The organism is Burkholderia sp. 3C (assembly GCF_054589155.1).
Map to the genome: position 1 here is coordinate 25,956 of NZ_BAAILN010000080.1, position 6,499 is coordinate 32,454.

General features: G+C 66.0%; 6 protein-coding genes. 4 read left to right on the forward strand and 2 right to left on the reverse strand.

Annotated elements, in window-relative coordinates:
• Nucleotides 1–10: 10 nt before the first annotated feature.
• On the reverse strand, nt 11–1,063 hold the full coding sequence (locus tag ACYP33_RS14365) for an AraC family transcriptional regulator (RefSeq protein WP_459622479.1): 1,053 nt from the start codon (nt 1,061–1,063) through the stop codon (nt 11–13).
• On the opposite strand from ACYP33_RS14365, the gene ACYP33_RS14370 reads away from it, so the two are divergent.
• Entirely contained in the window at nt 1,017–1,748 is a 732-nt protein-coding gene (locus ACYP33_RS14370; protein ID WP_414448481.1) for an SDR family oxidoreductase, read from the forward strand. The genes ACYP33_RS14365 and ACYP33_RS14370 overlap by 47 nt on opposite strands.
• Nucleotides 1,749–1,913: 165 nt before the next feature.
• A complete protein-coding gene (locus tag ACYP33_RS14375) occupies nt 1,914–3,578 on the forward strand; it encodes an ABC-F family ATP-binding cassette domain-containing protein (protein ID WP_414448482.1) in 1,665 nt (554 codons plus the stop codon).
• Nucleotides 3,579–3,722: 144 nt separating this feature from the next.
• Here ACYP33_RS14375 and ACYP33_RS14380 read toward each other — a convergent pair whose 3' ends face one another.
• Nucleotides 3,723–4,466 carry an IclR family transcriptional regulator gene (locus ACYP33_RS14380; RefSeq protein ID WP_459622482.1) on the reverse strand — a complete coding sequence of 248 codons (744 nt, stop codon included), beginning with the start codon at nt 4,464–4,466 and terminating at the stop codon, nt 3,723–3,725.
• A gap of 121 nt (nt 4,467–4,587) precedes the next feature.
• Here ACYP33_RS14380 and ACYP33_RS14385 point away from each other — a divergent pair, with 121 nt between their 5' ends.
• The gene (locus ACYP33_RS14385) at nt 4,588–5,577 is read left to right on the forward strand and encodes a nitrilase-related carbon-nitrogen hydrolase (RefSeq protein WP_414448484.1); all 990 of its coding nucleotides are present in this window, start codon (nt 4,588–4,590) and stop codon (nt 5,575–5,577) included.
• On the forward strand, nt 5,574–6,499 hold a 926-nt coding region (locus tag ACYP33_RS14390), incomplete at its 3' end, for a threonine/serine dehydratase (protein WP_459622484.1). The genes ACYP33_RS14385 and ACYP33_RS14390, both read left to right, overlap by 4 nt.

Here is a 6,499-nt window from a genome sequence, read left to right on the forward strand (position 1 = left end):
GCCACCCTGTTCAACGTGGGTTTTCTTCCGTAACGGAAGGCTTGAAAGCGCCACGCGGCGTAGTGCCGAACGCACGGCGATAGGCATGCGCAAACGCGCTTTGCGACGAATAGCCGACCGTGATCGCCACTTGCGCAATGTTGTCCTCTCCGTTGGCGAGCATGGCGCGCGCACGCGCAAGCCGCCAGGACCTCACGTAATCGAGTGGCGGCTGGGCCACCGTCCGCGTGAAGAGCGAAGCGAACGCCGACCGCGACATGCCGACCTCGGCGGCAAGGCGCGCGACCGTCCAGGGCTCGGCGATGTTGTTATGGATCAGGGCAAGCGCGCGGCCCAGACGCGGCTCGGCCAGCGCGTCCAGCCAGCCGGCGGGGACCGGGCCGACGGTGCGGGCGCGGATCGCTTCGATCATCAGGACTTCTGCAAGCCGGGCAGTCGCCGTCTCCGATCCGATCGCATCGCGCGTGATTTCGGCATCGAGCAACTTGAGCACCGCGGCAACACTGGCCGCCGCCCCAGGCGAGCGCGGGACGACCGCGAAGACCGGGAGCATGTCGAGCAGGAATCCTGCATTTTCTCGCGCCAGGGTGATGCCCCCGCCCAGCATGATGGTGTCGTCGCCATTGAGGCGCAGCCTGTCCAGCGCCATCCCTTCGTAGTACTGCATACCGTCGATGGACGGCACGCCGGGGCGGCTGGCAACGGTATAGGACGTGCGGCCGATCAGGCAGACATCGCCGGTGTGCAGAAACTCGCCGGCGTGGCCGGGAAGTTCGATCCAGCAGGCGCCCTTCAGCACGGCGACGAATTTCAGGCGCTCCCGCTCGGGAAACGCGAGCGCCCAGTCTCCGGCAGCTTCAAGCCGCGTCGGACGCGTGGCCCGCGCGTCGAGCAGCGCAAGCACGTCGGACAGCGGGTCACGCGGAGATTTGGACGATCGCGACAAATTCATGGTGGGCCGAGCATAGACCATCTTTTGATGTCCCTGTTTAATTTCGACATCAAAGGAGAACGAAATGAATGACACGAAGGTGATTGCGATCACGGGCGCGAGCAGCGGCATCGGGCGCGCAACCGCACGGTTGCTGGCGAAGCACGGTCACGCGGTGGTGCTCGGCGCTCGACGCGAAGCCGCGTTGGTGAATCTGGCCGCCGAGCTTGACGAAGCCGGGGGACGAGCGAGCCACTGCGTGACCGACGTCACGCGTCGCGCCGATCTCGAGGCATTGGTGGCTCACGCAGTCGACCGCTTCGGGCGTCTCGACGTGATCGTCAACAATGCAGGGATTGGTCCGATCTCGCGCTTCGACGCGCTATGCGTCGACGATTGGGACGCGATGATCGACGTCAATCTGCGCGGCACGCTATATGGCATTGCGGCGGCGCTGCCCGTGTTCGCGAGGCAGGACAGCGGCCATGTGATCAACGTGATATCGACGGCAGGGCTGAAGATTCTGCCGACCATGGGCGTGTACGCCGCAACCAAGAACGCCGTGCGCACCGCAACGGAGGCGCTACGGCAGGAAGCCGGACCCAAGCTCCGGGTTACCGAGGTTTCACCGGGCGTGATCGATACCAACTTCGGAGATTCCATGACCGATCAGGCAGCAAAGGCCGCGGTCGAGGATCGTTTGAAAGCGATTGCCATTTCGCCGGATGCGATCGCGCGGGGCATCCTTTTTGCCATCGATCAGCCGCCTGACGTGGATGTCGGCAGCATCGTGATCCGGCCGACCGCGCAGGGCTGAAATCGGGGTGGGCCGGCCAAGGGCGACATCCGGCCGTTTCCCGCGCATGGCTGCCGGCGGTGCCTGAGACCGAAGGACCAACCGGGCGAACCCACCCCCATCAGCCACCCTCCCCCTCCGGTCGGCTATGATGCGTGTCCTCTCCGAAGTCCGAAGTCGCCCCTCATGATCTCCGTCCGTAATGTCACCCTGCGCCGCGGCGTCAATGTCGTACTCGATCGCGCATCCGTCACCTTCGCCCCAGGGGAGAAGATTGGCCTTGTCGGCCGCAATGGGGCCGGCAAATCCTCCTTCTTCGGCCTTCTGAACGGCACGCTGCATGAAGACAGCGGCGAGTTTTCGATTCCCGCTGCGTGGAAAATGGGCCAGGTCGCGCAGGACATGCCCGAGACCGAGCAGAGTGCGACCGACTTCGTGATCGATGGCGACACCGTCCTGCTGGCCGCGCAGGCGGAAGTCACCGCCTCGGAAGCCAGCGACGACGGCATGCGCATGGCGGAGGCCTACATGGCCCTGCACGACGCCGGTGCACACGATGCCGCCTCGCGGGCTCAGGCGCTGATTCTCGGCCTGGGCTTCAGCGATGCGCAGCTCGACCAGCCGGTCAACAGCTTCTCCGGCGGCTGGCGCATGCGGCTCCAGTTGGCGCGTGCCCTCATGTGCCCGTCCGACTTGCTGTTGCTCGACGAACCGACCAATCACCTGGATCTCGACGCGTTGGTCTGGCTCGAAGCGTGGCTCAAGCGCTATCAGGGCACCATGGTCGTAATCAGCCACGACCGGGAATTCCTCGACGCGGTGACGCAGGTGACCGTGCACGTCGACAACGCGAAGCTCGTGCGTTACGGCGGCAACTACAGCAAGTTCGAAGACATGCGCGCCGAGCAGCTCGAATTGCAGCAGGCCGCGATGGCCAAGCAGGCGGACAAGATCGCCCACCTGCAGAAATTCATCGACCGTTTCAAGGCCAAGGCCTCGAAGGCGAAGCAGGCGCAGAGCCGGGTCAAGGCGCTCGAACGCATGGAGAAGATCGCGCCGGTGCTGGCCGACGCGGACTTCAACTTCGAGTTCAAGGAACCGCTCAACATTCCGAACCCGCTGCTGTCGATGCTGGACGCGAGCTTCGGCTACCCCGCGCCGGCGGACGCCGCGCCGGGCACCCCGCCGACCGTCATCGTGCGCGGCATCAATCGTTCCGTGCTGGCCGGGCAGCGCATCGGCATTCTCGGTGCCAACGGGCAGGGCAAATCCACGCTGGTGAAAACGGTCGCGCACGCGCTGACGCCGATCACCGGCGAGATCAGCGAAGGCAAGGGCCTGAACATCGGCTACTTCGCCCAGCAGGAACTCGACGTGTTGCGTCCGCTCGACACGCCGATCGAACACATGATTCGCCTGGCCAAGGACACGCCGGCGCATATGCGCGCGCCCGGCCAGAGCGGCACGGAGCAATCGCTTCGCACGTTCCTCGGCAGCTTCAATTTCAGCGGCGACATGGTGCATCAGGCCGTCGGCACGATGAGCGGCGGGGAAAAGGCGCGGCTCGTGTTGTGCATGATCGTGTGGCAGCGCCCCAACCTGCTGCTGCTCGACGAACCGACCAACCACCTCGACTTGGCCACCCGCGAGGCGCTGGGCATGGCGCTCAACGAGTTCGAGGGCACGGTGATGCTGGTCAGTCACGACCGGTCGCTGCTGCGCGCCGTCTGTGACGAGTTCTGGCTCGTGACCAAGGGGGGCGTCGAGCCCTTCGACGGCGATCTGGACGACTACCAGCAGTTCCTGCGCGACGAAGCGCGTCGCATGCGCGAGGAAGCGGGCGCGAAGTAACGGGCGATGGGACTTGCCGCCCGAATGGGGCGGTACGAGTGGCCCGGTTGATTGACGCGGAAACCGACCTGTCGCTTCGAGAAGCGGCAGGTTGAGACAACCTGGCAATGGCTCGCGCCGGACACACACGAAACAGCCTTTCCGTCACAAGGTCGCCGGCAGCGCCTCCACGGCCGCTTTCAGCAACGCCGCCAACGCCTCGGGATCAGCCAGCCGCGCAGTCGGCCCGGCCACCGAAACCGCACCACGCACCTCGCCGCCGCTCGTCAACGGCACCGCCACGCACGTCAGGCCGTCGATCAGCTCCTCGGCATCGAGCGCATAACCCTGCTCGCGGATTCGGGCCAGTTCGTCCTGAAGCTGCGCCGGCTCGACCAGCGTGTTCGGCGTGAACGGCTTCAGCCCTGCGTCGCAAATGCGCGCCAGCAGCTTCGCCTCGCCAAACGCCAGCAGCACCTTGCCCACGCCCGTGGCATGCAGCGGCCCGCGCCAGCCCGCTTCCGAGAACATGCGGATCGGATGCGGCGAATCCACCTTCGCCAGATAGACGACGCGGTCGCCATCGAGCACCGCGAAGTGAGCCGTCTCGCCCGTCTGCTTCACGAGTTGATGCAGCAGCGGCGTGACGCGTTCGGCCAGCGCCGCCTCCACGCCCGCCCCCGCTCCCTGAAACAGCGCCGCCAAGCGGAAACTTAGCCGATACGTTTTGTCATCCTGAACGATCCAGTCGCGCTGGGCCAAGGTCTTGAGCAGCCGGTACACCGTGGCCCGCGGCAGATCGAGCGACTGCGCCATCTGGCTGACGCCCAGCGCATGCTCCGACCCGGCCATCAGCTCAACCAGACGAACGGCGTGCTCCACGCTGTTGACCGTCGCGATTTCGCCCATCGCTGCTCTCCTCGACCTTGAACAAAGGCGAACACGCACCGCTTGCCCCGGATCGGGCAAGCGCCTATGATGTTCGATACTGATACTAACATGTTCACTATAGATACACAAGGAGATCGCAATGAGTGAATCGAACCTCGAATCGCCGTGGATCGCGGCCGTCGTGCAGGGCACGCCCGTGCCGTTCGACCAGCGCCGAACCCTGGAGAAAGTCGACGACCTGGTGGCGTCCGCCGTGTCGCAGCGCGCCAGGCTCGTGGTGTTTCCCGAAGCGTTCGTCGGCGGCTACCCCAAGGGGCATGCGTTCGGCTCGTACGTCGGTGGGCGCAGCGACGAAGGGCGCGACGCCTATCGCGCGTATTGGGAGGCCGCGATCGACGTGCCGGGGCCGTGCGTCGACGCGCTGGCCGCCATTGCCGGGCGGCACGGCGTGCATCTGGTGATCGGCGTGATCGAACGCGATGCGGGCACGCTCTACTGCTGCGTGCTGTTCTTCGGGCCGGGCGGCCACTACCTCGGCAAACATCGCAAGCTGATGCCCACCGGCTCCGAGCGCCTGATCTGGGGCTACGGCGACGGCTCCACCATGCCCGTGCTCGACACCGAACTCGGCAAGCTTGGCGCCGTGATTTGTTGGGAGAACTACATGCCCATGATGCGCACGGCCATGTATGCGAAGGGCATCCAGCTTTACTGCGCGCCAACGGCCGATTCGCGGCCGTCGTGGGTCGCATCGATGCAGCACATCGCGATCGAGGGCCGATGCTACGTACTCGCAAGCAATCAGTTTCTGCGGCGAAGCGATTACCCTGCCGCGTACGACAGCCTGTTCGGCGACGACCCCGACGCCGTGGTGCAGGCGGGCGGAAGCTGTATCGTCGATCCGTTCGGGCGGATTCTCGCCGGCCCCGCGTTCGGCGAGGAAACCATCCTGACCGCGGAGATCGACCTGCGAAACATTGCGCGCGGCAAGTTCGATTTCGACGTGACCGGCCACTACAGCCGCCCCGACGTGTTTCGCCTGACCGTCGACGAACGCCGCCAGGCGCCCGTTACCGTCATCCCGGCCGCACCGCAAGCCGCCGCTCATTACGAGGATCAACGCTCATGATTACCCGAGACGATATTCGCGCGGCCGCGCAGCGGGTTGCGCCGTACATCCGCACCACGCCCGTGGTGCAACTGGAGGCCGGCTGGTTCGACGTGCCCGGCGACACGTTCCTGAAGCTCGAATCGCTGCAGGTGACCGGCTCGTTCAAGCCGCGCGGCGCGTTCAACCGCCTGCTCGGCCAGCCCCTGCCGCCGGCCGGCGTGATCGCCGCATCCGGGGGCAACCACGGCATCGCCGTCGCCTACGCCGCGCACAAGCTGCGCGCCCGCGCCGAGATCTACGTGCCGAGCCTCGCCACGCCGCTCAAGCGCAAGATGCTGACCGACCTCGGCGCGAAGGTCGTGGTGGCCGGCAATACCTATGTCGAGGCGCTCGCGGCCAGCGAGGCGCGGGCCGCCGAATCGGGCGCGCTGAAGGTGCATGCGTTCGACGATCCCGCCACGGTCGCGGGGCAAGGCACGCTGGCGCTTGAGCTCGATGCGCAATTGCCGGATGTCGACACGGTGCTGGTTTCTGTCGGTGGCGGGGGGTTTATCGGCGGCATCGCGGCGTGGTTCGCGGGGCGGGTCAAGATCGTTGCGGTGGAGCCGACGCAGTGTCCGACCTTGCATCGCGCGTTGCAGGCGCGTGAACCGGTGGATGTCGAGACGAGCGGCATCGCGGCGGATTCGCTCGGATGCAAGCGGGTTGGCAGCGTGCCGTTTTCGGTTCTGTTGCCCACGGTGAATGAATCGGTGCTGGTGTCGGATGCGCAGATTCGTGACGCGCAGAACGTGCTGTGGAATCGGCTCAGGGTGGCGTCGGAGCCGGGGGGCGCGACGGCGTTGGCGGCGTTGATGGCGGGGGCTTATGTTCGCTCGCCGGGGGAGAGGGTGGCGGTGGTGATCTGCGGGGGGAATGTGGACCCGGGGGGGTTGGGAGG

Bases quoted from the DNA above. Each gene is read 5' to 3' on its own strand.
- ACYP33_RS14380 (WP_459622482.1), bottom strand. From the start codon at position 4,466: ATGGGCGAAATCGCGACGGTCAACAGCGTGGAGCACGCCGTTCGTCTG.
- ACYP33_RS14375 (WP_414448482.1), top strand. From the start codon at position 1,914: ATGATCTCCGTCCGTAATGTCACCCTGCGCCGCGGCGTCAATGTCGTA.
- ACYP33_RS14365 (WP_459622479.1), bottom strand. From the start codon at position 1,063: ATGCCGCTGCTCGCGCCCGTGATCGCAATCACCTTCGTGTCATTCATT.
- ACYP33_RS14370 (WP_414448481.1), top strand. From the start codon at position 1,017: ATGAATGACACGAAGGTGATTGCGATCACGGGCGCGAGCAGCGGCATC.
- ACYP33_RS14385 (WP_414448484.1), top strand. From the start codon at position 4,588: ATGAGTGAATCGAACCTCGAATCGCCGTGGATCGCGGCCGTCGTGCAG.